The following is a 26,218-nucleotide window of genomic DNA, read 5'->3' on the forward strand; positions in this document are numbered from 1 at the left end:
ATTAATTGACACGGTGTCCAAAGAAATCAGGAGGCGCCGGGTCCGCGGCGACGAGGTCGACCTGGCCGTCTACGAGCAGGGCGACCCTTCGCACCCGACCGTGCTGCTCGTCCACGGCTATCCCGACACCCACGCCGTCTGGGACGAGGTGGCCGGACGGCTGGCGGCCCGCTTCCACGTCGTCCGCTACGACGTGCGCGGGGCGGGCGCCTCCTCCCGGCCCTCCGGGCGGGAGCGCTACGCCTTCGCCCACCTGATGGCCGACCTGCGCGCCGTCCTGGAGGCCACCGCCCCCGGCCGCGAGGTGCACCTCGTCGGCCACGACTGGGGTTCCATCCAGTCGTGGGAGGCGGTGTGCACGATGCCGGAGCGGTTCGCCTCGTTCACCTCCATCTCCGGGCCCTGCCTGGACCACGTGGCGCACTGGACGCGCCGCAACCTGACCAGGCCGACACCGCGCCGGCTCGCGCGGTCCGCGGGGCAGGCGCTGCGGTCCTGGTACATCTACCTCTTCCAGACCCCGCTGCTGCCGGAGCTGATGTGGCGCTCGGGACTGAGCGGGCCGTTCGGCCGCGCGCTGGAGATCGGCGAGCGCGTCCCGCGCCGCCCCGGGCACCCGGCCCGCACCCTGCCCCGCGACGGCGCCGCCGGGGTGGGGCTCTACCGGGCCAACATGGCCGAACGGCTGCGCCGCCCCCGCGACCGCCGCACCGACGTCCCCACCCAGATCATCGTGCCGACCCGGGACCTGTTCGTCTCCCCCCACCTGGTCGGCGCGGCGGCCGGGCACGTCCCCCACCTGTCGCTGCGGCCGATCGCCGCCGGGCACTGGGTGCCGCGCAGCCACCCCGGGCCGGTCGCGCGGTGGATCACCGAGCACGCCACCGCGGCGGCGGGCGGGACGCTGACCCCCGCCGAGTCCCGGGCGCTGCGCCGTGCGCGGGTCCGCCCGGGACGCCGCCCCTTCGAGGCGTCCCTGGTCGTGGTCACCGGCGCGGGCGGCGGGATCGGCCGGGCCACCGCGCTGGCGTTCGCCGAACGGGGCGCCGAGGTGATCGCCGCCGACCTCGACCCCGACACCGCGCGGCACACCGCCGACCTGGCGGTACGCCTGGGCGGCGCCGCGCACCCGTACCGGATCGACGTGGCCGACCGCGCCGCGATGGAGGAGTTCGCCGCGACGGTGCGCAAGCGGCACGGCGTCCCCGACGTGGTGGTCAACAACGCCGGGATCGGCATGGCCGGCGCGTTCCTGGACCACTCGGCGGAGGACTGGCGCCGCGTCCTGGACGTGAACCTGTGGGGCGTGATCCACGGCTCGCGGCTGTTCGGCGCGCAGATGGCCGAGCGCGGCGAGGGCGGGCACATCGTCAACACCGCCTCGGCGGCGGCCTACACGCCCTCGCGCATGCTGCCCGCCTACGCCACCAGCAAGGCGGCGGTGCTGATGCTCTCCGAGTGCCTGCGCGCCGACCTGGCGGGCCAGGGCATCGGCGTCAGCGCCATCTGCCCGGGCGTGGTCGACACCGGCATCACCCGTACCGCCACGTTCGTCGGGGCCGGCCCCGAGAAGCAGGAGGAGCGCAGGCGGCGGGCGGCCCGCGCGTACGGGCTGCGCGGCTACGGGCCGGAGGGCGTCGCCGAGCGGATCGTGGCCGCGGTGCGCGAGGACATCGCGCTGGTGCCCGTCACCCCGGAGGCCCGCGCCGGCCACCTCGGCGCGCGGCTGTCACCGCGCCTCATGCGACTGTTCGCACGGATCGACGCCGGCTGAACGCGGGCGGCGACGGCCGTACGGCGCCGCCGGGAAGGGTTCGTTTACCGCCGAGGGGTTCCCCCGCCGCCCGGAACATGCGACCGTGACTGGCAAGAGCCCGGCGCACGGCCCCCCGGGGCACCTCCGGGCGGCGTCCGAACCGGCACCGGAGTGTGAGAAATGCGGATTCGCGACATCCTTCGCAGAAAGGGGACGACGGTGGCCACCGTGCGTCCCGACGCCACCGTACGGGACCTGCTGGCCGTCCTGGCCGAGCACAACATCGGCGCGGTCGTGGTCTCCTCCGACGGCGCGTCCATCGCCGGGATCGCCACCGAGAGGGACGTGGTCCGGCGGCTGCACGAGCACGGAGCGGACCTGCTCGGCCGCCCGGTCACCGAGATCATGACCACCCGGGTCCGTACCTGCGAGCCGTCCGCCGAGGTGGACGACCTGCGCCGCACCATGACCGAGCACCGGATCCGGCACCTGCCCGTCGTCGAGGACGGTCGGCTGGCCGGGATCGTCAGCATCGGCGACGTGGTCAAGATCGCCATCGATGAGCTGGAGAGCGAACGCGAGCACCTGGTCGGCTACATCCAGCGCGCCCCCTGACCCCGCCCCCCGATGACCTCTGACGGCCGTCCCCTCGCCCCCTCGTCCCGGCGGTCTCAGACGTAGGCGGGCAGGGGCCTGGCCGCCGGAGCCGCCCGCACCTCCCGGTAGGCCGCCCCGAGCCGGGCGACCGCCTCGCGCAGCGTCTCGGGCGGCAGCACGTACGGCAGCCGCACGTAGTCCTCCAGCACGCCGTCGGCGCCGAACACCGGCCCCGGCACGACCCGCACCCCGCGCCGCTGCGCGGCCTCCGCGAGGGCCGTGGCGACCGGGGCGTCCATGCGCGCCCAGAGTGACATGCCGCCCTCCGGCAGCGCGAAGTCCCAGGACGGCAGCCGCTCGCGCAGGGCCGCGGCGAGGACGTCCCGGCCGCGCAGGAGGTCGGCGGCCCGCTGCGCCCGCACCTCCTCCACCCGCAGCAGCAGCTCGCGCACGATCAGCTGGTCGACGACCGGGCTGGCGATGTCCAGCGGCTCGCGCGCCACGGTGAGGCGGCGGGCCAGCGGCGCGGTCGCCCGGATCCAGCCCACGCGCAGCCCGCCCCACATCAGCTTGGACGCCGAGCCGACGGTCACGACCCGCCCGCCGGTGTCGTAGGCGGCCATCGGCGGCACCCGCGGCGCCGCCGGGTCGTGGGCCAGCTCGGCGAAGGTCTCGTCGGCGACCAGCAGCGCGTCGGCGTGGCGGGCGGCGTCCACCAGCGCCGCCCGGTCGTCGGCCGCCATGTTCAGCCCGGTCGGGTTGTGGAAGTCGGGGATGGTGTAGGCCACCCGCACCGCGGCCTGCCGCATGCTCCCGGCGATCAACTCCACGTCCCAGCCCTCGTTCACCCCCACCGGCACCAGGCGGGCGCCGAGCCTGCGCAGGGCGCCCAGCGCGTGCGGGTAGGTGGGGCGCTCGACCATCACGGGGGCGCCGGGCTCCACCATGGTCTGGGTCAGCAGGGTGAACGCGTGCTGGGCGCCCGTGGTGACCACGATCTGGTCGGGCCGGGTGGGCACCCCGCGCTCGGCGTACCGGGCGGCGATGAGCTCGCGGAGGCCGGCCAGCCCGGCCGGCTCGTATCCGGGGCCGCCGGTGTGGCGGGGCAGCTCGGCGACCGCCGCGGCCACCGCCTCCTCGAAGACGGCGGGCGCCGCCGGGGTCGCGCAGCCGAGGTCGATGAGGCCGGGCGTGTCCGGGGCGTGCGCCCTGCCGAACCCTTCCCTGCCGGCCCCGGGACGCGCGTCCTCCGGGCCCGGTGGGACCATGGACATGTTCGTGGGCGGGAGCGCCGTCCAGCTCCCCGCGCCCTGGCGGCTCTCGACGTACCCCTCGTCGCGGAGCCGGTCGTAGGCGGCCGTCACCGTCGTGCGGCTGACGCCCAGGGCCGCGGCGAGATCGCGTTCGGCGGGCAGCCGGATCCGCAGCGGAAGCCTCCCGTCGAGCACCAGCGCGCGCACGGCGCGGGCCAGGGCCGCGTAGAACGGGCGCTCCGGCGGGACCTCCCCCAGCAGGCGGGCCAGCTGCTGACCGCTCACGTAACGGGTGCTCATACAGACCACTTTTCCACATTGGCTATTCAAAGACCAGGCCACTCCTCGCGAGACTGGGCGAACTGTCCGGAAGATTCCCGAGGAGATCCAAGAATGGCCTTGATGGCACGCCGTCTCGTCCAGCTGTACGTGGGATTGGCCTTGTACGGGTTCGGCATCGCGCTCCAGGTGGCGTCCACGCTCGGCAACGACCCCTGGGACGTGTTCCACGAGGGACTGGCCCGCCGCTTCGGGCTGACGATCGGCCTCTGGATCATCATCGCCGGTGCCGTGGTGATGCTGGCCTGGATCCCGCTGCGGCAGCGGCCCGGCCTGGGCACGGTCAGCAACGTCGTCCTGGTCGGGGCCTTCGCCGACCTGTTCCTGTGGCTGCTGCCGGAGCCGGGGTCGCTCGCCGCCCGCTGGACCTTCCTGGTCGCGGCGATCGTGGTGGGCGGCTTCGCCACCGGCTGCTACATCGGCGCGGGGCTGGGCCCGGGGCCGAGGGACGGCCTGATGACCGGGCTGGCGGCGCGCGGCCACTCCCTCCGGGTCGTGCGCACCGGCATCGAGCTGACCGTGCTGACCCTCGGCTGGCTGCTGGGCGGCACCGTCGGCGTCGGGACCCTGCTGTACGCCCTGGCGATCGGCCCTCTCGCCCATGTCTTCCTGCCGATGCTGCGGATCGGCGAGCCCGGTGCCGGGCCGGCGCGCCCGTCCGGCGAGAGCGTGGCCGTCACCGTGACCGTCCCCGGCACCGAGGCCAAAGCTTCGCGGGAAGACCCTCTGGAGGGGACACCGGAAGGGACTCCGGCGGGCACTGCGGACGGGACTGCGGAGGGGACGCTGCCCGAGCCCGCCCGCGGGTGAGCGGGCCCGCCGCGGTCAGGCCAGGCGAAGCCGCGCCACCTGCTCGGCGAGGCCGGCCAGGAGCGGTCCGGCCGAGCCGGTCAGCTCCTCCAGGGTGCGGGGGCCGTCGGCGAGGCTGAACGCGGCGGTGAGCCCGAGGTCGTGCAGGTCGTCCAGGGGGGCGACCAGGCTCCCGGCCAGGGCGACGGCGGGCACGCCGCGCTCGCGGGCCAGCGCGGCCACCACCGACACGACCTTGCCGCCGGCGCTCTGCCCGTCCACCCGGCCCTCGCCGGTGATCACCAGGTCCGCGCCGTCCAGCGCGGCGGGCAGCCCGACCGTGTCGGCCACCAGCTCGGCCCCGCTCGCCGGCTCGGCGCCGAGCATCGCCACCAGACCGCCGCAGGCGCCGCCGGCCGCGCCGGCGCCCGGCAGGTCGCGGACCCGGACCCCGGTGTGCTCGGCGAGCACGCCGGCGAACCGCTCCAGCGCGGCGTCCAGCGCGCGGACCTGCTCCGGGCCGGCGCCCTTCTGCGGGCCGAAGACCGCGGCGGCGCCGCGCGGCCCCACCAGCGGGTTGGTCACGTCGCACGCCACCCGGAAGCGGGTGGCGCGCACCTCGGGGCGCAGCCCCGAGTCGTCGATCGCGGCGAGCCGGGCGAGCGCTCCGCCGCCGGGCGGGAGGTCCTCCCCGGCGGCGTCGGTGAACCGCACCCCCAGGGCGCGCAGCAGGCCGGCGCCGCCGTCGGTGCTGGCGCTGCCGCCGAGGCAGACCAGGACGTCGCGGGCGCCGTGCGCGACCGCGTCGGCGATCAGCATGCCGGTGCCCTCGGTGCCCGCGCCCAGCGGATCGGGCCCGGCGTCGGCGACCAGCGGCAGCCCGGAGGCCGAGGCCAGCTCCACGACCGCCGAGCGGCCGTCGCCCGACAGGGCGTAGCGGGCCTGGACGGGACGGCCCAGCGGGTCGACGGCGGCCAGCGCCATCTCCTTGCCGCCCAGCGCGCTGAGGAAGCAGTCCAGCGTGCCCTCGCCGCCGTCGGCCATCGGCACGGCGACCACCTCGGCGTCCGGGAACGCGCGGCGGACGCCCTCCCCCACCGCGGCGCACACCTCGACGGCGCCGAGGCTCCCCTTGAACGAGTCGGGCGCGACGACGACACGGGGCCGGGACGGGTGGTTCACGATCATGGCTCCCGACCTCAGGGCTCGGCGGTCAGCGTGGTGAGGACCGACGCGAACGCCGGGGGCAGCACCAGCGCGTCGTCCTCGTACCTGGTCTCCAGCAGGGTCAGCTCGCCCGCCCGCCACCAGTACAGGTACGGGCTGAGCGACCCCGGCCCCTCCTCGTAGGCGTGGTGGGCCTGGGTCTGCAGCTCCCGGGCGGCCGCGGCGGCGGCCCGGTAGCGGGCCCTCGGGCCGCCCTCCGCCGGCTGGATGGGGTGGGCGACGATCAGGCTGCGGTTGGGCGCGATCACCAGCGCGCCGTACGGCCCGATCTGCAGGTACTCCTCCAGCCACGCCAGGTGCGTGACCGCGTAGAACGTCCAGCCGGACAGGACCGCCACCCGGACGCCGTGCAGGTCCTGCTCGTCCAGCTGGAGCGGCCCGTCCGCCCGGACGTTGGAGCGTCCCAGCATGAACAGCGCGTCGCCGGAGACCGGCCAGCCCCGCATCTCGTCGGTGGTGACGGTCCGCACGGTCGTGGGCGTGTCGACCACCACGACCTCGATCAGGCCGGGCGCGAAGGGACGGGCGGCCAGCACGCCGTTGTCGGCCTCGGCCGGATAGATCCGGGTGCGCAGCAGGTGCTGGGCGAGGTCGAAGTCGCTGAGGTCCAGCGGCTCCTCGATCGCGGTGACGATGGTGGTGACATGGTCGGAGACCAGCGCCGGCCAGTCGTCGCGCGGCACCAGCCGGGCCAGCTGGCGCAGGTTGCGCATGCTGACGTGCAGCCGGTTGGCCCCCTCCAGCAGCATGACGTCGCCGGGCATCCGCCGGGACGCGTACCCGAGGCTCTCGGCGACCAGCACCAGGAGCGAGTCCAGGGTGCCGTCGTCCGAAGCGTCAGGACGGGCGTGCCGCCCGCTCATCGCACACCTCCAGGGAGCGCGTCCAGGGTCAGCACATCGGTGTCGAGCCGGTAGGGGGCGCCCAGCTCCAGGGTGAGCTGGCACGGGCCGTGGCCCACGGGGACCCCGGCCAGGACGGGCACGCCGAGCGGCCCGAGCCGTCCGGCGAGGACGGCGTCCAGCTCGGCCGGGTCGCCGCAGCCGGTCCAGGATCCCAGCACCACCCCGGCGGCGCCGTCGAACCAGCCCGCCTGGAGCAGCTGGGTGAGCATGCGGTCGATCCGGTACGGGGCCTCGGACACGTCCTCCAGGAAGACGATCCGTCCCGCGGCGGGCGGCGGGGCGTCGGGCGTGCCCAGCAGCGCGGCCAGCAGGGAGAGGGTGCCGCCGGTGAGCAGCCCCTCGCAGCGTCCCGGGCGCAGCGCGTGGGTGCCCTCGACGGGACCGGTGGCCCCGGCGGTGTCGCCGCCGTCGCCGTCGCCGCCGTTACCGAACAGGGCCGCCCGGAGGTGGGCGAGGCTGCGGGCGCGGTCTCCGGTGCCCTCGGCGAGCAGCTCGCCCGCGATCATCGGCCCGAAGGAGGTGGTGATGCCCAGCCGCGCGCCGAAGGCCACGTGCAGGGCGGTGACGTCGCTGGAGCCGTGCAGGATCTTTGGAGCGGTCCCCCGGGTCGCCGCGGCCAGCGCGTCCCAGTCGAGACGCCCGAGCAGGCGGGTGGCTCCGTAGCCGCCGCGGGCGCACAGCACCGCGCGCACCTCCGGGTCGCACCAGGCGGCGGCCAGGTCGGCGGCCCGCGCGGCGTCGCCGCCCGCCAGCCGGTGCCAGCCGTCCGGGACGTCCTCCGGGCCCGCCGCGCCGGAGCCGTCGTGCGCGTGCCCGCCGTGCGCGTGCCCGCCCAGGCCCGTGCGGTCGAGCGCGTGCCCGCCCACCGACACCTTCAGACCGAGCTCGCGCAGCAGGTCGCAGCCCGCCTCCAGCCTGGCCGGGACCACGGGACCGCTGGGCGCGATCACGGCCACCCGGTCGCCGGGACGCAGCGGCGCGAACCGCCGCGGCCGGACCCGGGGGGCGTGTTCGGCGCCGGGTGCGCCGGAGTCGCCACCGGAGTCACCGGGGGCGGAGCGGCCGGCGTGAGGCCCGCTCAGCAGTGCGGTCTCCGACCGGCGGACGGGCGTACGGTCAAGCGACCGGTCGGACGCGAACCGGTGGTCGTCCTCAGCCTCCGTGCGGGCGACCCCGCTCACCAACCCGATCCCTCCTCGGTCCGCAACGGATAGAGCTTGTCAGGATTGTGTCGCAAGGGGAAGGGGGACGCGGTCACGACCCGCCAACAATCCGTAACATCTGCCATTTCCGCCATGCGGATGGAAGAGCCCTGGCGGCGCCCCTTCATCGTACGGGGTGGACCCGGCGTTGACGATCATCAACCCCAGCGCGCCCCGGACCGCCCCGGACGGCCCCGGACGGCCCCGGCACCGCCGCCGGGGCTCACCGGACTCACCGGGAGGTGCCGAGCGCGAGCTCCACCAGGCGGGGCAGCGTCTCGCCGATCGGCTTGCGCAGCACCGCGTCGGCCAGCCCGTCGTACGGGGTGGGCTCGGCGTTGAGGATCACCAGCCGGACACCGGTCTCGACGGCCTCCAGGCACAGCCCGGCGGCCGGCTGGACGGTCAGTGAGGTGCCCACCGCCACGAACAGGTCGCACGAGCGGGCCGCGACGACCGCCGCCTCCAGAACGTCCTCCTTGAGGGCCTGCCCGAAGGAGATGGTCGCCGACTTCTGGATGCCGCCGCACTCGGGGCACGGCGGGTCCTCCTCGCCCGCCTCCACCCGGGCCAGGACCTCGGGCATCGGGGTGCGCAGGCCGCAGGCCAGGCACTCGGCCTCGCGCATGGTGCCGTGGATCTCGATCACCGTCTCCGGGCTCGATCCGGCCCGCTGGTGCAGCCCGTCGATGTTCTGGGTGATCAGCGCGCGCAGCCGGCCGGCCCGCTCCAGATCGACCAGGGCGGCGTGCGCGGCGTTGGGCTCGGCGTCCCAGGCGGGGTGGTCGCGGCGGGAGCGCCAGGCGCGCCGCCGTACCTCCGGATCGGCCAGGTAGGACCCGATCGTGGACATCGCCGCGGCGGCGGGGTCCTTGGTCCAGACCCCCTGCGGGCCCCGGAAGTCGGGAATGCCGCTGTCGGTGCTGATCCCGGCGCCGGTCAGGACGGTGATCTGGCCGGCCTCCGGCAGCCAGCGGGCCAGCGTCGTCGCGCTCATGTTCACAGGCTAGAGCCGGAACGCCCTGTTCTGCTCCGATTATCCTGGCGCGACATGGGGAGAGAGTAGGGACTCCCGGCCGCGCCGAAGTGAGAGACTGGGCGGTGGTATGAAGGCAACGCCGCACATCCTGGTGATCAACGGGACGAAGGTCCGCCGTCCCGTATTCGTCCTTGGCTCCCCGCATTCCGGCGCCGACCTGGTCGCGCGCGCGCTGAAATGTTCGGCCGGGTTCCACCTCACGGTCGGCCGGCCCGGGGTGCTCCGGGTGACCTACGCGTACGCCCGCCGCCCGTCGATCGCCTCCGACCGGGGCCTGGGCGCCGCGCGGGTGCTCCGCGACGCCTACGCCGAGGCGTGGCAGATCTCCGGGCGCGGCTGCGCGGAGTGCCCCGCCGAATGCCGGGAGGCCGCCGGGCCGAGACGGCTGCCCGAGGACACCGGCGACGCGCCGGGGCCGTGCGTGGAGCCGCGCGGCGTGGACCGTTTCGGCGACGCCTCCCCCGACCTGATCTACAGCGCCGACGTGCTGCTGGACGCGTTCCCCGACGCCCAGCTGCTGCAGGTGATCAGGGACGGGCGGGACGTGGTCGCCGACATGCTCGACGACGAGCGCTGCCTGGCCTGGTTCAAGCCCGGGCTGGCCAATCTGGACGAGGTGTTCCCCAACCCCTTCCTCGGGGTCGAGGAGATGGTCGAGCGCACTCGCTGGCCGAAGGCGGCGAACGCGGTCAAGTGCGCCCTGCGCTGGCGCGGCTCGGTCCGGCTCAGCGCCCGGCTGCGGGCCCAGACGCCCGAGGAGCAGCTGCTGACCGTACGTTACGAGGACCTGGTGCTGCACCCCGGCCGGCTCGCCGACCAGATCTCCGCCTACCTGGGGGCTCAGGTGTCCAGGCCGGCCCTGACCGCTCTGGTACGTGAGGTCTCGGTACGTGAGGGCGCGGTACGCGAAGGCGCGGCCCGCGAAGGCGAGCCGCGCCGAGCCGAGTCGCGCAAGGTGATCCTCCGCCGGGACCCCGCCCGCAAGGGCGACGCCCGCAGGGGGGACCCCCGCAAAGGGCCCCGGGAGCCCGCCGACCACCCGGCGGGCGGCTGGCGCGAGAGGCTCACCCCCCGCCAGCTCTCGCAGGTCGAACGGATCGCCGGCACCGAGCTGGGCCGGCTGGGCTACTCCCTCAGCGCCGGCGGATGAGCGCCGACGAGGAGGCCGCGAGCCGGGGGCCGAGCCAGCCGATGGCCACCCCCGCGGCCCCCAGGCCCACCAGCATGACCGTGTAGCGGGCCGGGCCGCTCATCCCGCCCCTGGGCACCCGCGCCGCGGCCGCCCGCGCCCGGGCCGGCCGGGAGGCGGTCGCCCCGGGCCCGTCCGCCGGTGCCGCGGCGGCCGGTGCCGCGGCCACCGCCCGGGCCGGATCCGGCCCGGGATTGATCGTCAGAAGCACCTTGATTCCCTCCATGTGAATGCCGCTCGTGGTGGTGCGCTCCAGGTGAGGTCGCGCGCGGCGGTCGCCCGCGACGCCGCGCCGTGCGACGCACGCACGCGGTGACGCCCGTTCCACGGACTCTGACGCGCGCGGGTTACCGCCGGGTTGCGGCCCCGGCGCGCCGAAAGAAAGACAAGGAAACCGCATCCGGCGTCCGGGTACAGATGATTCCCGGTAATACGGTTGTCACTCCTGCAACAAAAGGGACTCAGGGGACGAGAGCGCCCGCGGCCAGCCCGTTCCCCTCGCCGTCCTCCCGGTCCTCCGCGCCCTCCTGGCGGGCGAACTGGGTGCGGTACAGCTCCGCGTACAGGCCGCCCGCCAGCAGCAGTTCGTCGTGGCGGCCCCGTTCGATCACCCGGCCGTCGTCGACGACCAGGATCTGGTCGGCCTCCCGGATGGTCGACAGCCGGTGCGCGATCACCAGCGAGGTGCGGCCCGCCAGCGCGGTGCTCAGCGCCCGCTGGACGGCGGCCTCCGACTCGGAGTCCAGATGCGCGGTGGCCTCGTCGAGGACGACCACCGACGGCGACTTCAGCAGCAGCCGCGCGATCGCCAGGCGCTGCTTCTCCCCGCCCGACAGCCGGTAGCCGCGGTCCCCCACGATCGTGTCCAGGCCCTCGGGCATCTCCTCGACCAGCCCGCCGACCTGCGCCGCCCGCAGCGCCTCCATGATCTCCTCGTCGGTGGCGTCCGGCCGCGCGTACCGCATGTTGACGCGGATGGAGTCGTGGAACAGGTGGGCGTCCTGGCTCACCACCCCGACCTGGGAGCGCAGCGAATCCAGCGTGACGTCGCGGACGTCCCGGCCGCCGATCCGCACGGCGCCGCCGGACACGTCGTACAGCCGGGACACCAGGTGGGTGATGGTGGACTTGCCCGCCCCCGAGGGGCCGACCAGCGCGGTCAGGGTGCCCGGCGCCGCCGTGAACGACACGCCGTGCAGGACCTTCCGGCCCGGCGCGGTGTCGGGGCGGGCGATCGACTCCAGCGAGGCCAGCGAGACCTCCTCGGCGGACGGGTAGGAGAACGCGACGTCGTCGAACTCGACCGCCGGGGCGGTCCCGTCCGGCGCCCAGCCCCCGGCGGCGCCCTTCTTGTCGGCGATGAGCGGCTTGAGGTCCAGCACCTCGAACACCCGGTCGAAGCTCACGAGCGCGGTCATGACGTCGACATGGACGTTGGACAGCGCGGTCAGCGGCCCGTACATGCGGGTCAGCAGGGTGGCCAGGGCGACCAGGGTGCCCAGCTGGATGTGCCCGTCCACGGCCAGGTAGCCGCCGACGCCGTAGACCATGGCCGTGGCCAGCGCGGCGACGAGGGTGAGCGCGGTGAAGAAGACCCGGCCGTACATCGCCGCGACGACGCCGATGTCGCGCACCCGGGCGGCGCGCTGGGAGAAGTTGTCCTCCTCCTCCGAGGGGCGCCCGTACAGCTTGGCGAGCATCGCCCCGGCCACGTTGAACCGCTCGGTCATCAGCGAGCTCATCTCGGCGTCCAGCTGCATCTGCTCGCGGCTGATGCTCGACAGCCGCTTGCCGACCCACTTGGCCGGGAGGACGAAGACCGGCAGGAGCAGCAGCGCGATCAGCGTGACCTGCCAGGACAGGATCATCATCGTGATCACTACCAGGACCAGGCTGATCACGTTGGAGACCACCGACGACAGGGTGGTGGTGAGGGCGCGCTGGGCGCCGATCACGTCGTTGTTGAGCCGGCTCACCAGCGAGCCGGTCTGCGCCCGCATGAAGAAGGCGACCGGCTGGCGCTGGACGTGCCCGAACACCTGCGTGCGCAGGTCGTAGATCAGTCCCTCGCCGACGCGCGCCGAGTACCAGCGCTGGGCCAGGCCGAGCACGGCCTCCAGCACCGCCAGGCCGGCCACCCCCAGGGCCAGCCAGATCACCAGGTCGTGCCGCGAGGGCACGATGCCCCGGTCGATGATCGCCTTGAGCAGCAGCGGGTTGGCCACCACGATCACCGCGCCGAGCGCGTTGAGCGCGAGGAACAGCAGCAGTTCGCGCTTGTAGGGACGGGCGTAGCTCGCGATCCGCTTGACCGTCCCCGGCTTCAGCTTCTGCTGGGTGACCGATCCGTCCCGCCGGAACGAGGCCATCACCTGCCAGCCGTTGCCCGGCATTCCCGGCATCCCCACTTGCAGCCTCCGAGTTCCCCGAACATCCCCTCGCGTCCCGGCCGTGCGGCGTCCCGCAGGGCCGGGGCCCGGCGCCGGAGCGGCGGACGTCACGACACGGCCGGATCCACGTAATCAAGTAAGCATCTCAGTGTCCGCCGGGTGTCAACGCGCCGCGCCCCTTCCTCGCTTCCCGGCTCCGCTCACGGCGTAACTCCGCGACGGGAACCGGCGCTCCGCGCCCCTCCATTGGGACGCACGGAGGCGCGCGCAGTGCGTGGCCCTCCGCGCGGGCACGTTTCCCCGGACGGCCCGCGGACCAGCGCGGAAAAGTGGCCGGGGTCCGGCCCGATTCCGGACGGTCGCCTGGACGGCCCCCGCCGATCCGGAGTACAAGTGATCAACATCAGCAGGCTCGTCACCCTCAGGAGCCCTCGTGACCCGACGCCTCACGCGAGGCGGCGCCGGCGTGATCACCCTCGTCGCCGCGCTGCTCGCCACGACCGCGCCGCCGGCCGGAGCCGACCCCGCCCCCTCTCCGCGGACCACGGCGCCCCCGCAGATCTCGGTGAAGGACGGCGAGACCCAGCCGGTCTTCTCCCGGGCCGACGCGGTGACCCAGACCGTCCTCATCGAGACCACCGCCGACAGCGACCGCGACGGGATCCGGGACCGGGTCCAGATGCGGATCATGCGGCCCAAGGAGACCGACCAGGGCCTCAAGGTCCCGACCATCCTGGAGCCCAGCCCCTACTGGGCCGGCACGCACGACATCCCGCTCTACCCCGTGGACGTGGACGGCGTCCAGGCGCGCCGCGGCAAGGGCGTGGCGCGCAACCTCGCCGAGCTGTTCCCCGGCTACTACGACAACTACTTCCTGCCGCGCGGCTACGCGATCGCCAACCTCGACAGCATCGGCACCGGTGGCTCGACCGGCTGCCCCACCTCCGGCGACCGGGCCGAGCAGGCCGGCACGAAGGCCGCGGTGGACTGGCTGAACGGGCGGGCCCGCGGCTGGGCGCCGGACGGCACCCCGGTCACGGCCGGCTGGTCCACCGGCAGCGTCGGCATGATCGGCCAGTCGTACAACGGCACGCTGCCCAACATGGCGGCGGCCAGCGGCGTGGAGGGGCTGAAGGCGATCGTGCCGATCGCGGCCATCTCCAGCTGGTACGACTACTACCGCGCCAACGGCGGCGTGGTGGCGCCGGGCGGTTACCAGGGCGAGGACCTCGACCTCCTGGCCAAGATCGTGCTGACCCGCCGGAACCCCGAGGTGTGCCAGAAGGTCATCGACGAGATCACCGCCACCCAGGACCGCGAGACCGGCGACTACGGCCCGGTATGGGCCGAGCGCGACTACGTCCGGGATGCGCGCGACGTCCGCGCGGCGGTCATGGTCGTGCACGGCCTCAACGACTGGAACGTCAAGGTCAAGAACTCCGTGCAGTGGTGGAACGCGCTCAAGCGCGCGGGCGTGCCGCGCAAGCTCTGGCTGCACCAGGGCAACCACGCCACGCCGTTCCGCTGGCGCCTGGAGGAGTGGCTGCGCCAGACCCACCACTGGTTCGACCGGTGGCTGTACGAGATCGACAACGGCGTCACCGCGGAGCCGCGGGTCGACGTCGAGCGCGCGCCCGGCCGTTGGGAGACCGCCTCCGACTGGCCCGTTCCCGGCACACGCTCGGTGCCGCTCAGCCTGAACGCCGGTGCCGCGGGGCAGCCGGGGACGCTCTCCACCCGGCCGCGGCCGGGCGCCGCACAGTCCCTGGTGGACGCGGGCCGTACCCGTACCGCCGAGGACCTGCTGGTGAACGAGGACCGCGCCGACCCCAACCGGCTGGCCTACCTCACCCCGCCGCTGAAGGAGCCGGTCCGGGTGAACGGGATCCCGAAGGCGGCCCTCCAGGCGTCACTGGACGGCCGGTCGCCGTACCTGACCGCGCTGCTGGTCGACTACGGCACCGACACCCGGCCGACCGGCGCGCGGGCCGACACCGGCGAGCGGGTCTGCTACGGCCAGGGCGTGCCGGGCGACGACGGCTGCACGACCCGGCAGGCCCACCGGACCGAGACCGCCCCCTACAAGATCATTACCCGCGGCTGGCTGGACGCCCGCAACCGGCACAGCCCCGACCGCACGGAGCCGATCACGCCCGGGAGGACGTACGACCTCCGGTGGGACTTCGAGCCGACCGACTACGTCGTCAAGCCCGGCCACCGGCTCGGCGTGATCGTCCTGTCCACCGACCACGACTTCACGCTGCGGTACCCGGCGGGGACCCGCCTGACCCTCCGGCCCGGTGCCAGCAAGGTCTGGCTGCCGGTCGCCCGCGGCGGCCGGGAGGCCCTGGACCGATCCGCGGGCTGACCCGCGGGCCGACCCGCGCCCGGGACGCCGGCACGCCCGGGACCTCCGGGACGGCCGGGACGCCCGGAACGCGTACGCGCCGGCGGTGCACACACCGCCGGCGCGTACCGGCCGGGTGGCGGCGCCGCCCCGTCCGTCGATCGCCGGGACGGGCCGCCCCCTCGGGAGGTGTCTCTTCGGGCGCCGGATCGCGGGCCCATGCCGAGACCGGTCCCCCGTGGCCGTTTCCGGCCGCGGGACCGCGTCCCTCTCAGTCCACCGCCGCTCCGTCCGGGTCCGGTCCGGTTCGGTCCGGCCCGGCTGTTCCGGTCCTTCCGCACGCTGCGCCACCGGCACGGGCGGCCCGGCGCCGTGGCGGGGACGGCGGGCGGGTCCGCGCCGCGACCGCCCGCCGCCTCGGCCTGGGCACGCCGGCCGGCCGCGGCGGCGGGTCAGGCGGTGCGCTCTACCGGGGGTCGAGGTCCGTTCAGGACTTCTTACCGCGGGTCGCACCGCCGCGACCGCGCAGGTTGACACCCGATTCGGTGAGAATCCGGTGGATGAAGCCGTACGAGCGGCCGGTGGCGGCTGCCAGGGCGCGGATGCTCTCGCCGGAGTCGTACCTCTTCTTGAGTTCCGCCGCCAGCTTGTCGCGCTCGGCACCGGTCACGCGGGTGCCCTTCTTAAGGGTCTCGGCCACGAGTACCTCCCGTAGTGATGTGGTGACCGCTGCGTTATCCCCCGCCATGATCAGTCATTCCCGCGCGTTCGGCTACCCACTCCACCAGAAAAGATCTGCGTGAGGCGGCACGCAGGTCACGCGAGCGCCACCAGATCGGCAAACTCGTCACTCCAGATGTCTTCGACACCATCCGGCAGCAAAATCACCCTTTCCGGTGAGAGCGCGTCGACCGCGCCCTCATCGTGGGTCACCAGGACGATGGCGCCGCTGAAAGTGCGCAGCGCGGCGAGGATCTCGGCGCGGCTGGCCGGGTCGAGGTTGTTGGTCGGCTCGTCCAGCAGCAGCACGTTGGCGCTGGAGACCACCAGCATCGCCAGCGCGAGCCGGGTCTTCTCCCCGCCCGAGAGCACGCCCGCCGGCTTGTCCACGTCGTCACCGGAGAACAGGAACGACCCCAGGATCTTGCGGACCTCGACCGGGGGCAGGCCGGGTGCCGCCGACTGCATGTTCTCCAGCACCGAGCGCTCCACCTCGAGCGTCTCGTGCTCCTGGGCGTAGTAGCCGATGCGCAGCCCGTGCCCGGCCACCACGGCGCCGGTGTCGGGCTTGTCGACCCCGGCCAGCATTCGCAGCAGGGTGGTCTTCCCGGCGCCGTTCAGGCCCAGCACCACGACCCGGCTGCCGCGGTCGATGGCCAGGTTCACATCGGTGAAAATCTCCAAGGATCCGTACGATTTCGACAAACCCTCCGCGGTGAGCGGTGTCCTGCCGCAGGGCGCCGGTTCGGGGAAGCGGATCTTGGCCACCTTGTCGGCCTGCCGCTCGCCCTCCACCCCGGCCAGCAGCTGCCGGGCCCGCCGGTCCATCTGCTGGGCCGCCTTGGCCTTGGTCGCCTTGGCGCGCATCTTGTCGGCCTGCGACAGCAGCGCGGCGGCCTGCCGGTGGGCGTTGGCCGACTCCCGGCGGCGGCGCCGCTCGTCGGTCTCGCGCTGGTCGAGGTACTTCTTCCAGCCGACGTTGTAGATGTCGATCACGCAGCGGTTGGCGTCCAGGTGGAAGATCCGGTTCACCACCACGTCGAGCAGGTCCACGTCGTGGCTGATGACCACCAGGCCGCCCTGGTGGGACTTGAGGAAGTCGCGCAGCCAGACGACCGAGTCGGCGTCCAGGTGGTTGGTGGGCTCGTCCAGCAGCAGGGTGTCGGCATCGGAGAACAGGATGCGGGCCAGTTCCACACGGCGCCGCTGGCCGCCGGAGAGCGTGCCCAGGGGCTGGCCCAGCACCCGGTCGGGCAGGCCCAGGCTGGAGGCGATCGAGGCGGCCTCGGACTCGGCGGAGTAGCCGCCCAGCACGTGCAGCCGCTCCTCCAGCCGCCCGTACCGGCGCACCGCCTTGTCCCGCTCGGCGCCGACGCCGGTGGCCATCAGCTCCTCGGCCGCGCGCAGGTCGCGGATGACCTCGTCCAGGCCCCGGGCCGACAGGATGCGGTCGCGGGCCAGCTCCTCCAGGTCGACGCCGCGGGGGTCCTGCGGGAGGTAGCCGACGGTCCCCGACCGGGTGACGGCGCCCTGGGCGGGCAGGGCCTCACCGGCCAGGACCTTGGTGAGGGTGGTCTTCCCGGCGCCGTTGCGGCCGACGAAGCCCACCCGGTCGCCGGGGTTGACCCGGAAGGTGGCGCCTTCGATCAGCAGCCGGGATCCGGCGCGCAGCTCGATGTCATTGGCAGTGATCACGGTGACGGGCTTCCCCTGACGGAAGGACGAGGGCGGACAGGCGGCGGCCCTGCACGGACGACGCGGACGGCGCGGGGCTGCGGGGCCGGGCGGCGGGGCGGGGCCACGCGGGCGTGAAACAGCGCGTCACGGTCCGTGACCGGGACGCGCTTGGGGGCCTGTCAGTTCGGGAACGAAACCATCTGATCAGTGTACGTGACGCCGGGGGCCGCCACCGGCCATGCCGTCCGAGCCGGCCCCGGCCCGCGACACCGACCTCGCCACCGGGGCCCGTGCCGGCCTCGATACCGGCCCCAGAGGGGCCTCAGAGCGGCCTAGAGCGGCCTCATACCGACAAGGAGTGATCTCCATGACCCATATGACGACGAACGCGCCCACCGGCACGCCCAACTGGCTGGATCTGGGCATCCCGGATATGGAGCGTGCCAAAGAGTTCTACGGTGCCCTCTTCGGCTGGGAGTTCCAGGACTACGGCGCCGAGATGGGGCACTACCACTCGTGCCTGCTGCGCGGGGAGCCGGTCGCCGGGATGATGCCGAACCCCGAGGCCGGCGCGAAGTACTGGTGGGGCGTCTACTTCGCCACCGACGACTGTGACGGCACCGTCAAGCGCGTCACCGACTCGGGCGGCACCGTCGTGAACGCGCCCGACGACGTCGGCGACGAGGGCCGCATGGCCGTCCTCAAGGATCCGGCGGGCGGCCAGTTCGGGCTGTGGGAGGGGCATCGGCACATCGGCACGCGCTACGTGGGCGAGCCCGGTTCCATGGTCTGGGTGGAGCTGGTCACCGGGTCCCCCAAGGAGGCCGGGCAGTTCTACCGGTCGGTGTTCGGGTACAACCTCGAGCCGATCCCCGGCGAGTCCGACTACACCGTGCTGAACCGGCGGGACGGGCAGCCGGTCGGCGGGATCCAGGGCGCGGCGCCGGGCACGGGACCCGCCTGGATGACCTATTTCGCCGTCGAGGACCCCGACGCCTCCGCCGACCTGGTCCGGCGGCACGGCGGCACGGCCGCGACCGAGCCCGAGGACACCCCCTACGGCCGCATGTGCATGGTCAAGGACCCGTTCGGCACGGAGTTCTGGCTGATGAGGCCGCGCCCGCGGGAGTGAGCCCGCCCGGCCCGGCGCCCGGCCCCGGTGCCGCACGGCCCATCCGGGTCAGTCCTGGCGTTCGGCGGCCAGCCGCTGCGTGATCGTGCGGTGCAGCCGCTGGAGCCCGCCCGTGCCCAGCATGCCGACCTGGCCTTCCAGGTCGCGCAGCAGGGTGTCCTCGTCGGCGACGGCCTCCGACGACTGCATGAGGACGGTGCCCTGCCCGGTGAAGTCGAACTGGTGCTCCTCGCCCGAGGTGCCGCCGACGCCGAACATCATGCGCGCGGCGCCGAGCACGCCGCGCATGTAGGAGTGGTCGTAGTGGTGGCAGGGCGAGGGGCAGTCGGCCCAGCCGAGCAGGGCCTGCGGGTCGACCCGGATCGGCGGCTCGACGAAGTGCACCGGCCCGTTGGAGGCCGCCACGAACCGGCCGGTGCCGATCAGGGTGAGGAAGCCGGGGATGATCGACTGCTTGAGCTCCAGGCCCGGCTCGAACGCCAGCAGGTTGCCCGCCCGGATGGTGAGGTTGCCGTCCTCCAGGTCGAAGGAGTTGACGTCGAAGCCGCGGTCGGCGAGGACCAGCTTCCCCTGGCCCGTCGCGACGATCCAGTCGTGCGCGTACAGCGGGGAGTGGAAGGTCGCGGCGACCAGCGAGTCCAGCGGCCCCGCCGAGAGCGCCTCGAACCTGATCTGCCCGTAGTAGGCGATCATCTTGCCCTTCTGCGCGAACCACTGCCCGTTGAGGTCCACGCTGAAGGCGTAGGCGTTGACGTTGTCGTTGGAGGGCAGCGTCATCGCGTTGAACGTCGGGGTGGTCACGTCAGATCTTCCTCTCGCTGGCCTGGACGTAGACGACGCCGGAGCCGTTCAGCTGCAGCTGGAAGCCCTCACCCGAGCCCCGCCCGATCAGGTCGCGCAGCCCGACGGCGGTGGTGAGCTTGTTCTGCACCTGGCCCCGGTGCGCGACGTAGGCCTGGGGGTCCACGTGCACCGGGCGCTGCGGGCTGATGGGCAGTTCCATGACGCCGCCGTGCGACAGCAGCGCGCACGAGCCGTGCCCGGCCAGCGTGGTGGTGAACAGGCCCTGGCCGCTGACCGCGCCGCGGATCACGCCGCCGATCCCGCCCTGCTCCCCCATGAACATGGTGCCGACCTGCAGGCTCGCGTCGTGCACCAGGAGCCGGTCGGCCTCCACGACCAGGGTGTCGCCGCCGTTGAGGTCGACCACCGTGACCTCCAGCCCGGCGTGGCCGAACAGCGCGGTGCCCTGGCCGGTCACGTGCATCATCGAGGTGTGCTCGCCGGCGACCGCGCGGCCGATGGCGCCGCCGATGCCGTGCCCGGCCGTGGTGCTGGGCGCGAACGCCACCCGCCCCGTGTAGGCGAGCATCGCGCCGCGCCTGCTGTAGACCTCCCGGCCGGGCGCGACCGCGACCTGGAGCATCTTGGAGTTGATCGTCTCGTAACCCGGCATCAGATCTCCAGTATTCCGCCGCGCTCGGCCGGCTGGACGTAGACCAGCCCCTGCCCCTGGTACCGGAACTGCACGCTCTCTCCCGACCCCTGGCCCAGCACCGTGCGCCAGTTGACGTCGGAGACCACGTCCTGCTGGAGGTGCCCGTGGTGGGCCACGTAGGCGTGCGGGTCGACGCACAGCGGCGTCTGCGGGGTCACCTCCAGCGCGATCGCGGGGCCGTCCGACAGGATCGCCACCGTGCCGTGGCCCTCCACCTTGGTGGTGGCCAGGCCCTGGCCGGTGCCCATCCCGCGCAGGCCGACGAACTGCACCCCGGTCTGCAGCCGCCCGTCCAGCGCGAGCAGGCTCTCCGACTCCACGTAGAGCGTGTCGCCGTTCAGCGGGACCAGCGTCACCTCGGTGGCCTCGCTGGCCAGGTAGACGGTGCCCTGCCCGGTGACCTCCATGAGCGTCATGCCCTCGCCGGCGATGCGGCGCTTGAGCGCCCCGCGCAGCCCCTCGCCCCCGGTCATGCCCTGCCGCTTGAACGCCATCTGGCCCTCGTAGGCGACCATGGACCCGTTCAGCGCCCTGATCGTCTCGCCGGCCAGATCGACGGCCAGCATCTTCGAGCCGTTCAATCTGAATTGCGCCACGAGGCCACAAGATACCTGTCCGGAGCCCGGACGGCCGGGGCGGAGGCGTCCGGGGCGCGGGCCGGGTCCGGACGCCCGCATTCCGGTCGCGCGCCGTCCGGGTGCCGATACCGGCCGTGTCCGTGCCCGGCCCGGTGAAAACCGGCGCGTTGCGCGCCCCGTTCGCGGGCCGATCGGGGAAGATGGCGGGCATGTGGATCGCGCCGGAGAGCAGGAGCCTCACCCGCTGGATCGTGCCCGCGATCGTGCTCGGCGCCGGCGGCGTGGTCGCCGTCGTGATGACCACCGACGGCCGGGTCGGGACGGGGCTCGTCGCGCTGGCGGTGCTGGCCGGTTACGCCGCCGCCCTGGCCTACCGGCGCAACGAGCCGGCGCTGACGATCAGCGAGGGCTTCGGCAGCGGGCACCGGGCGCGCGCCCACCTGCGCGCGGCGGCGATGACCGGCGACGTCGTCACCGGCGCGCTGGTCGCCGCTGTGGTGGTGCAGGGCCTGCGGGGCGCGGACATCATGCCGTACGCGTGGCTGGCGGCGGTGGCCGGGGGCACCTACGCCCTGTCGGCGCTGGCCGGCGGCCGGTCTATCTGAGCGGATCGCGACGCCCGCCGGCCCGCCCGGCCGGCGACGAATTGTGCGTAAACATCTGCTAACAAGTGCCGATTTTTCCCCTTTTGGGCGACATGATGCGGTTGTGTCAGCCGCAGAAGTCCTCCTTCCGGCCCCGGCGGTCTTCCAGCCGGTGGTCGACCTCGGCACCGGCCACGTCGTCGCCGTGGAGACGCATGCGGCTCCGCGGAGCGAGGAGGGCGCGGTCCGCGCCGATCCCGCCGCCGAGGACGTCCGGCGTGCCATCGCCGCCGCCCGCGCGACCGCGGACCTGCGCACCCCGCTGCCCCTGCAGATCGGGCTCCGGGCCGAGACCCTCGCCCACGGCGACGCCTTCCTCGCCGGGCTGCACCAGGGCCTGGCCGGCGCCGGCCGCCGTCCGGGCGAGATCATCCTGTGCGTCACCGGCGGCTTCCCGCCCGCCCTGCGGCCCGCCGTCGGAACGGCCCTGCGCCGGCTGCGCCGGACCGGCTACCTGATCGGGATGGCCGGCGTGGGCGCCGCGCACGCGCCGCTGGACCTGCTGGTGGACGCCGCCCCGTACCTGGTCAAGCTCGACCCGGAGCTGGCCCGCCGGGCCGGGGCCGACCCGCGCCGCGGCTCGCTGGTGTCCGCGCTGGTCGAGCTGGCGCACCGGCTCGGCGCGCACGTCCTGGCGCCCGGCCTGGCCAGCGAGGAGCAGGTGCTCCACCAGCGGGAACTGGGCGTGCGGCTGGTCCAGGGACCCGCGCTGGCACCGCCGGAATGGCGGCCCGGCATGCGGGTCACGGTCCCGGTGGCCGCGCGCGAGGAGCCGCGCCGGGAGCGGCCGGAGACCTCCCTGGGGCCGCGGGTCTCGGAGTTCACGCTGCCCGCGGTCACCATGCCGCACGGCGCGACCGCCGGCGATGTCCTGAACGTCCTGAACGCCGAGACCGGCACCACCAGCGTGGTGCTCATCGACGAGCGGCAGCGGCCCCGGGCGACGGTGGACCGCACCCGGTTCCTGCTGCGCCTGTCGGGGGCCTACGGGCACGCGCTCCACGCGCACAAGCCCGCCGCCAACCTCGCCGACACGCCCCGCCTCGTGCCCCGGACCGTTCCGGCCGTCGCGGCGCTGCGGGCCGCGGGCCGGGAGGGCGACCGCGTCTACGACGACCTGGTCGTCACCGACGAGGTCGGGCGCTGCCTGGGCATCGTCCGCGTGGCCGACCTGATCCGCAGCCTGTCCCCCTGACGCCCCGCGATCCGCGAACGTCCACCCCGGGCGCCTAGAACGTCCCCGGAGGACGTCCCTGGGCTCCGCCGCCGGGCCCTCCGGGGCCCGCCGTCCCGCCCGCCGCGATCTCCTGGGCGAGGATGGCGGCCTGCACGCGGCTGCGCAGGCCCAGCTTGCCCAGGATCCGGCTCACATGGGTCTTGGTCGTGGTCTCGGCCATCTCCAGGCGCCCGGCGATCTCCCCGTTCGACAGCCCCTCGCCCAGGCAGGCGAAGACCTCGCGCTCGCGCGGGGTCAGGTCGGCCAGCCCCGCGGGCGCGAGCGGCGCGGGCGCCGGCCGGGCGGCGAACGCGCCGATCAGCCGGCGGGTCACCCGCGGCGCGATGATCCCCTCCCCCGACGCCACCGTGCGCACCGCGTCCACCAGCCGGTCGGCGTCGACGTCCTTCAGCAGGAACCCGGCGGCCCCGGCGCGCAGCGCGCCGAAGACGTACTCGTCCACGTCGAAGGTCGTCAGCACCAGCACGTCCGCGATCCCGGCGATCTCCCGGGTGGCGGAGATCCCGTCCATCCGGGGCATCCGGATGTCCATCAGCACCACGTCGGGACGCAGCTCGCGGGCCAGCGCCACCGCCCGTTCCCCGTCGGCGGCCTCGCCGACCACGGTGATGCCGGGCGCGGCGCCCAGGATCAGCACCAGCCCCGCCCGCACCGCGGCCTGGTCGTCGGCCACCAGCACCTCGATCACGCGTTCTCCCTCTCCGTCCCGGCGGGCGCGACCGGCAGCTCGGCGCGCACCCGCCAGGCGCCGCCGTCCGGCCCGGCCGCGAACGTCCCGTCCAGCATCGCGGCGCGCTCGCGCATCCCGATCAGCCCCGCGCCCGAGCCGGGCAGCCGCGAGCCGTCCTCCCCGAGCGGGCTGCGCACCTCGATCGCCACCCGGTCGCGCAGGTACCGCACCCCTACCCGCACCCGGCCCGCGCCGCCGTGCTTGAGGGCGTTGGTCAGCGACTCCTGCACGATGCGGTACGCGGCCAGCTCCACCGCCGCGGGCAGCTCCGGCGGATCTCCGCGCACCTCCAGCTCGGCGGTCAGGTCGGCGCGCACGCACCGCCCGACCAGCCGCTCCAGGCCGTCCAGGCGCGGTGCCGCCAGGGAGTCGGGCTCCGTGCCCTCCTCCTCGCGGAGCAGGCTGATCATACGGCGCATCTCGGCGAGGCCCTGGACGCTGTTCTCCCGGATGACCTCCATCGCCTGGTTGATCCCGTCCCGGTCCAGGTCCGGCACCTTGAGGATGGCCGAGGAGTGCAGCGCCACCGCGCTCAGGTGGTTGGCGACGACGTCGTGCAGCTCGCGGGCCATCCGGGCCCGCTCGGCGTTGATCGCGCCGCGCCGGTCCAGCTCGGCCAGCCGCGCCACCTGCTCGGCGCGCTGCCGCTCGGCCTGCGCGGTGCGGCGGTGCCCGCGCACCACCATGGCGCTCATCACCGGGAAGAGCCAGGTCACCCCGGCGATGGCCACGCCGACGACGGCACCGGCGACCGAGTGCCACACGGTGAGGAGGAGGCCCCCGACCGCCAGCGACCCCACGATGGTGGTCCCGGCCAGCCACTCCGCGGTACGCCGCCGCCCGTAGAGGGCCGCGGCGTAGAGCAGGTCGCCGTAGATCACGGCCGTCGCGAAGCCGGGGCCCATGGCCACGTCGGCGAAGTTGAAGGGGGTGGCGAACAGCAGGGCGCCGCGCGGGGCCGTCCGCCGGAACGGCGTCGCCGCCACCAGCCCGAGCAGCGGGATCGTCCGCCAGACCTGCGCGGGGTCCCACAGGGGCGTCCAGCGCGCGTACCCGTGCGCGGCGATCAGCAGGAGCCCGCCGGCCAGCCCGGCCAGGGCGAAGAGCAAATCGAGCCGGGTGACGCGGGGGCGCTTGGAGAACGTCACCGTCCCATCTCAGCATCCTCTGGGAGCACCCGCCTCCGCCCCCGCGACGGCACGCCGTACATCGTTCGGAGGACACCCGTTTTCGGCTGCTCTGAGGAGGTGCCGGCGGGCCCGCCACGCCAGCATGGAAGGGACATGACGGCAATCTCAGCGGCCTCCGGCCGTGGAAGGGAGTGGGCAGATGCTGCTCGCGCTGATCGTGGCTTGCGAGATCGGCTTCTGGCTGATCCTGCTCGCCGGGCTGGCCACCCGCTACCTGCTGCGCCGCCGCCGGCTCGGCGCCGCGCTGCTGATCTGCGTCCCACTGGTGGACGTGGTGCTGCTGACCGCGACGGTGATGGACCTGCGCGGCGGCGCGGCGGCGAACTTCACCCACGGCCTGTCGGCCGCCTACCTCGGTTACTCGGTCGCCTTCGGACACAGCATGGTGCGCTGGGCCGACGAGCGGTTCGCGCACCGGTTCGCCGGCGGCCCGCCGCCCCGCCGCAAGCCCGAGCACGGCCGGGCGCGCGTCGTGTACGAGTGGAGGGAGTTCGCCAAGGCCACCGCCGCCACGGCGGTCGCCTGCGGGGTCCTGCTGTCCATGATCGTCGTGGTCGGGGACGCGGAGCGCACCGAGGCGCTGCTCGGCTGGACGCTGCGGCTGCTCATGGTCCTGGCCATCTGGTCGCTGTGGCCGATCTCCCACACCCTGTGGCCGAGCAGGCCCAAGCCCGGCCAGGTCGAGCAGGACTCCGCCCGTACCCCCGCCGGGCCCGCCCGGCGCCGCTGACCCGGCGCGCCCGCGGCCGCGCCGGGGCCCGGAGAAACCCGTACGCACGACGAGCCGGACCCGCTTCCCGATCGGAGGCGGGCCCGGCTCGTTCGCGCGGAACTTGCGAGTATTCGGACGTCGCGAGTATGCGGACGTCGCGGGTGCTCAGACGTTGAAGCCGAGGGCGCGCAGCTGGTCGCGGCCATCCTCGGTGATCTTGTCCGGCCCCCACGGCGGCAGCCACACCCAGTTGATCTTGACGTCCTTGGCCAGGCCCTCCAGGGCGCTGGCGGCCTGGTCCTCGATCACGTCGGTGAGCGGGCAGGCGGCGCTGGTCAGCGTCATGTCCAGGGTGGCCACGTCGTCGGCCAGGTTCACGCCGTACACCAGGCCGAGATCGACCACGTTGATGCCCAGCTCGGGGTCGACCACGTCACGCAGGGCCTCGAGGATCTCCTCCTCGGCCTCGGTGCCGGCGACCTCGCCGGTCCCGGCGGCGGCCTCCGAGCCCGCCGTGGCCTCGGCGGGCTCGGCCGCCGCGGCGTCGGTGGTCTCGGCGTTCTGGGTGCCGGTGGCGGGGTTGTCGCTCATGATGCCTCTCCGAGTGCTCGGGCGGTCGCGTCCTTCCACGCCATCCAGGCGAGCAGGGCGCACTTGATCCTGGCGGGGTACTGGGAGACCCCGGCGAAGGCGATGGCGTCCTCCAGCACGTCCTCGTCGGGCTCGCCCTGGCCCCGCGACTGCATCAGCGCCAGGAACTCGTCACCGACCGCCATCGCCTCCTTGACGGACTTGCCGATGACCAGGTCGCTCATCACCGACGCGCTCGCCTGGCTGATCGAGCAGCCCATGGCGTCGTAGGAGACGTCCGCGACGCGGGCGCCCTCCCCCTCGCCGTCGAGATGGACGCGGAGCGTCACCTCGTCACCGCAGGTCGGGTTGACGTGGTGCGCCTCGCCCTCGTAGGGCTCCCGCAACCCCTTGTGAAGAGGGTTGCGGTAATGATCCAGGATGACCTCCTGGTACATCGCCTCCAGCTGCATGACGTCCTTTTCCTGTGAAGAGCC

The 26,218-nt window shown here is 74.1% G+C and carries 25 protein-coding genes; 9 read left to right on the forward strand and 16 right to left on the reverse strand.

Annotation, left to right across the window (positions count from 1 at the left end):
* Window positions 1-13 precede the first annotated feature (13 nt).
* Together IW256_RS20915 and IW256_RS20920 are read left to right on the forward strand one after the other, a co-directional pair.
* Window positions 14-1,774 carry an SDR family oxidoreductase gene (locus IW256_RS20915; RefSeq protein ID WP_197012600.1) on the forward strand — a complete coding sequence of 587 codons (1,761 nt, stop codon included), beginning with the start codon at window positions 14-16 and terminating at the stop codon, window positions 1,772-1,774.
* A gap of 162 nt (window positions 1,775-1,936) precedes the next feature.
* Window positions 1,937-2,371 carry a CBS domain-containing protein gene (locus tag IW256_RS20920; protein WP_197012601.1) on the forward strand — a complete coding sequence of 145 codons (435 nt, stop codon included), beginning with the start codon at window positions 1,937-1,939 and terminating at the stop codon, window positions 2,369-2,371.
* 56 nt (window positions 2,372-2,427) lie between these two features.
* On the opposite strand, the gene yczR is transcribed toward IW256_RS20920, so the two are convergent.
* On the reverse strand, window positions 2,428-3,906 hold the full coding sequence (gene yczR, locus IW256_RS20925; protein WP_197012602.1) for a MocR-like transcription factor YczR: 1,479 nt from the start codon (window positions 3,904-3,906) through the stop codon (window positions 2,428-2,430).
* Between the two features lie 102 nt (window positions 3,907-4,008).
* On the opposite strand from yczR, the gene yczE reads away from it, so the two are divergent.
* A complete protein-coding gene (gene yczE, locus IW256_RS20930) occupies window positions 4,009-4,755 on the forward strand; it encodes a membrane protein YczE (RefSeq protein WP_307828979.1) in 747 nt (248 codons plus the stop codon).
* A gap of 15 nt (window positions 4,756-4,770) precedes the next feature.
* Here yczE and IW256_RS20935 read toward each other — a convergent pair whose 3' ends face one another.
* From IW256_RS20935 to IW256_RS20950, 4 genes are all read right to left on the reverse strand, one after another.
* Window positions 4,771-5,922, reverse strand: coding sequence for a glycerate kinase (locus IW256_RS20935; protein ID WP_197012603.1), 1,152 nt, complete (start codon window positions 5,920-5,922; stop codon window positions 4,771-4,773).
* Window positions 5,923-5,933: 11 nt separating this feature from the next.
* Window positions 5,934-6,824 carry a hypothetical protein gene (locus IW256_RS20940; RefSeq protein ID WP_197012604.1) on the reverse strand — a complete coding sequence of 297 codons (891 nt, stop codon included), beginning with the start codon at window positions 6,822-6,824 and terminating at the stop codon, window positions 5,934-5,936.
* On the reverse strand, window positions 6,821-8,047 hold the full coding sequence (locus tag IW256_RS20945) for a S66 peptidase family protein (protein ID WP_307828980.1): 1,227 nt from the start codon (window positions 8,045-8,047) through the stop codon (window positions 6,821-6,823). Before IW256_RS20945 ends, IW256_RS20940 begins: the two co-directional genes overlap by 4 nt.
* A gap of 253 nt (window positions 8,048-8,300) precedes the next feature.
* The gene (locus IW256_RS20950; RefSeq protein ID WP_197012605.1) at window positions 8,301-9,065 is read right to left on the reverse strand and encodes an SIR2 family NAD-dependent protein deacylase; all 765 of its coding nucleotides are present in this window, start codon (window positions 9,063-9,065) and stop codon (window positions 8,301-8,303) included.
* Window positions 9,066-9,174: 109 nt separating this feature from the next.
* Here IW256_RS20950 and IW256_RS20955 point away from each other — a divergent pair, with 109 nt between their 5' ends.
* On the forward strand, window positions 9,175-10,257 hold the full coding sequence (locus tag IW256_RS20955; protein ID WP_197012606.1) for a sulfotransferase family protein: 1,083 nt from the start codon (window positions 9,175-9,177) through the stop codon (window positions 10,255-10,257).
* Here the strand turns inward: IW256_RS20955 and IW256_RS20960 are convergent.
* Both IW256_RS20960 and IW256_RS20965 read right to left on the reverse strand, forming a co-directional pair.
* The gene (locus IW256_RS20960) at window positions 10,241-10,507 is read right to left on the reverse strand and encodes a hypothetical protein (RefSeq protein WP_197012607.1); all 267 of its coding nucleotides are present in this window, start codon (window positions 10,505-10,507) and stop codon (window positions 10,241-10,243) included. The genes IW256_RS20955 and IW256_RS20960 overlap by 17 nt on opposite strands.
* Window positions 10,508-10,757: 250 nt before the next feature.
* The gene (locus IW256_RS20965; RefSeq protein ID WP_231405001.1) at window positions 10,758-12,698 is read right to left on the reverse strand and encodes an ABC transporter ATP-binding protein; all 1,941 of its coding nucleotides are present in this window, start codon (window positions 12,696-12,698) and stop codon (window positions 10,758-10,760) included.
* A gap of 421 nt (window positions 12,699-13,119) precedes the next feature.
* Between IW256_RS20965 and IW256_RS20970 the strand changes: the two genes are divergently transcribed.
* Window positions 13,120-15,054 carry a Xaa-Pro dipeptidyl-peptidase gene (locus IW256_RS20970; protein ID WP_307828981.1) on the forward strand — a complete coding sequence of 645 codons (1,935 nt, stop codon included), beginning with the start codon at window positions 13,120-13,122 and terminating at the stop codon, window positions 15,052-15,054.
* Between the two features lie 466 nt (window positions 15,055-15,520).
* Here the strand turns inward: IW256_RS20970 and IW256_RS20975 are convergent, their stop codons facing one another.
* Together IW256_RS20975 and IW256_RS20980 are read right to left on the reverse strand one after the other, a co-directional pair.
* Window positions 15,521-15,733 (reverse strand): helix-turn-helix domain-containing protein, encoded by a 213-nt coding sequence (locus IW256_RS20975; protein WP_012852589.1) that lies wholly within the window; start codon window positions 15,731-15,733, stop codon window positions 15,521-15,523.
* Window positions 15,734-15,849: 116 nt separating this feature from the next.
* A complete protein-coding gene (locus IW256_RS20980; protein WP_197012608.1) occupies window positions 15,850-17,448 on the reverse strand; it encodes an ABC-F family ATP-binding cassette domain-containing protein in 1,599 nt (532 codons plus the stop codon).
* Between the two features lie 349 nt (window positions 17,449-17,797).
* Between IW256_RS20980 and IW256_RS20985 the strand changes: the two genes are divergently transcribed.
* Window positions 17,798-18,562 (forward strand): VOC family protein, encoded by a 765-nt coding sequence (locus IW256_RS20985; protein ID WP_197012609.1) that lies wholly within the window; start codon window positions 17,798-17,800, stop codon window positions 18,560-18,562.
* 48 nt (window positions 18,563-18,610) lie between these two features.
* Here IW256_RS20985 and IW256_RS20990 read toward each other — a convergent pair whose 3' ends face one another.
* Genes IW256_RS20990 through IW256_RS21000 form a run of 3 tightly spaced genes read right to left on the reverse strand, consistent with a single transcriptional unit; the run spans window position 18,611 to window position 20,656 of the window.
* The gene (locus tag IW256_RS20990) at window positions 18,611-19,363 is read right to left on the reverse strand and encodes an AIM24 family protein (RefSeq protein WP_197012610.1); all 753 of its coding nucleotides are present in this window, start codon (window positions 19,361-19,363) and stop codon (window positions 18,611-18,613) included.
* A 1-nt stretch (window position 19,364) separates the two neighbouring features.
* Window positions 19,365-20,018, reverse strand: coding sequence for an AIM24 family protein (locus IW256_RS20995; protein WP_197012611.1), 654 nt, complete (start codon window positions 20,016-20,018; stop codon window positions 19,365-19,367).
* Window positions 20,018-20,656: an AIM24 family protein gene (locus IW256_RS21000; RefSeq protein WP_307828982.1), complete on the reverse strand. Its 639-nt coding sequence runs from the start codon at window positions 20,654-20,656 to the stop codon at window positions 20,018-20,020. Before IW256_RS21000 ends, IW256_RS20995 begins: the two co-directional genes overlap by 1 nt.
* Before the next feature lie 191 nt (window positions 20,657-20,847).
* Here IW256_RS21000 and IW256_RS21005 point away from each other — a divergent pair, with 191 nt between their 5' ends.
* Both IW256_RS21005 and IW256_RS21010 read left to right on the forward strand, forming a co-directional pair.
* Window positions 20,848-21,243: an ABC transporter permease gene (locus IW256_RS21005; RefSeq protein ID WP_197012612.1), complete on the forward strand. Its 396-nt coding sequence runs from the start codon at window positions 20,848-20,850 to the stop codon at window positions 21,241-21,243.
* Window positions 21,244-21,346: 103 nt separating this feature from the next.
* A complete protein-coding gene (locus tag IW256_RS21010; RefSeq protein WP_197012613.1) occupies window positions 21,347-22,477 on the forward strand; it encodes an EAL domain-containing protein in 1,131 nt (376 codons plus the stop codon).
* 34 nt (window positions 22,478-22,511) lie between these two features.
* Here the strand turns inward: IW256_RS21010 and IW256_RS21015 are convergent, their stop codons facing one another.
* Together IW256_RS21015 and IW256_RS21020 are read right to left on the reverse strand one after the other, a co-directional pair.
* Window positions 22,512-23,207 carry a response regulator gene (locus IW256_RS21015; RefSeq protein WP_197012614.1) on the reverse strand — a complete coding sequence of 232 codons (696 nt, stop codon included), beginning with the start codon at window positions 23,205-23,207 and terminating at the stop codon, window positions 22,512-22,514.
* Window positions 23,204-24,397, reverse strand: coding sequence for a sensor histidine kinase (locus tag IW256_RS21020; protein ID WP_197012615.1), 1,194 nt, complete (start codon window positions 24,395-24,397; stop codon window positions 23,204-23,206). The genes IW256_RS21015 and IW256_RS21020 overlap by 4 nt, the downstream gene beginning before the upstream one ends.
* A gap of 181 nt (window positions 24,398-24,578) precedes the next feature.
* Between IW256_RS21020 and IW256_RS21025 the strand changes: the two genes are divergently transcribed.
* Window positions 24,579-25,169, forward strand: coding sequence for a hypothetical protein (locus tag IW256_RS21025; protein WP_197012616.1), 591 nt, complete (start codon window positions 24,579-24,581; stop codon window positions 25,167-25,169).
* 147 nt (window positions 25,170-25,316) lie between these two features.
* Here the strand turns inward: IW256_RS21025 and IW256_RS21030 are convergent, their stop codons facing one another.
* Both IW256_RS21030 and sufU read right to left on the reverse strand, forming a co-directional pair.
* Window positions 25,317-25,742, reverse strand: coding sequence for a metal-sulfur cluster assembly factor (locus IW256_RS21030; protein WP_197012617.1), 426 nt, complete (start codon window positions 25,740-25,742; stop codon window positions 25,317-25,319).
* A complete protein-coding gene (sufU, locus tag IW256_RS21035; protein ID WP_197012618.1) occupies window positions 25,739-26,194 on the reverse strand; it encodes a Fe-S cluster assembly sulfur transfer protein SufU in 456 nt (151 codons plus the stop codon). Before sufU ends, IW256_RS21030 begins: the two co-directional genes overlap by 4 nt.
* Window positions 26,195-26,218 lie beyond the last annotated feature (24 nt).

Origin of the sequence: Actinomadura viridis, assembly GCF_015751755.1 — a bacterium.
GTDB lineage: Bacteria > Actinomycetota > Actinomycetes > Streptosporangiales > Streptosporangiaceae > Spirillospora > Spirillospora viridis.